A 530-nucleotide genomic window follows, 5' to 3' on the forward strand; every position below is an offset into this window, starting at 1 on the left:
GATGTGAAGGTTCCTGCTCCGACGTTTAAGGATAAGGAGGGTAACCCGACCACGGCGCCTGATGGTACGAAGTTCACCCCTGGTGACAAGGTGCCTGAGGGTGTGACTGTCAATGAGGACGGTTCTGTCACCGTTAAGGTTCCTGAGGATGCAAAGCCTGGTGACAAGATCACGGTTCCGGTTGTTGTGACTTACCCGGATGGCTCCAAGGACACTGTTGATGTCACTGTCACGGTTGAGAAGCCGGATGCGCCGGTGACTCCGGCGGAGAAGGACAACGAGAAGTTCAATCCTGGTTACGAGGATGGTTCTGGTAAGCCTGGCGATGATGTGAAGGTTCCTGCTCCGACGTTTAAGGATAAGGAGGGTAACCCGACCACGGCGCCTGATGGTACGAAGTTCACCCCTGGTGACAAGGTGCCTGAGGGTGTGACTGTCAATGAGGACGGTTCTGTCACCGTTAAGGTTCCTGAGGATGCAAAGCCTGGTGACAAGATCACGGTTCCGGTTGTTGTGACTTACCCGGATGG

General features: G+C 54.9%; 1 protein-coding gene. It reads left to right on the forward strand.

All coding sequences use genetic code 11. From position 1 onward, the window contains the following. On the forward strand, window positions 1-530 hold a 530-nt coding region (locus ACXIUA_RS11260; protein WP_457976886.1), incomplete at both ends, for a YPDG domain-containing protein.

It is taken from the genome of Corynebacterium sp. UMB8791 (assembly GCF_054166365.1).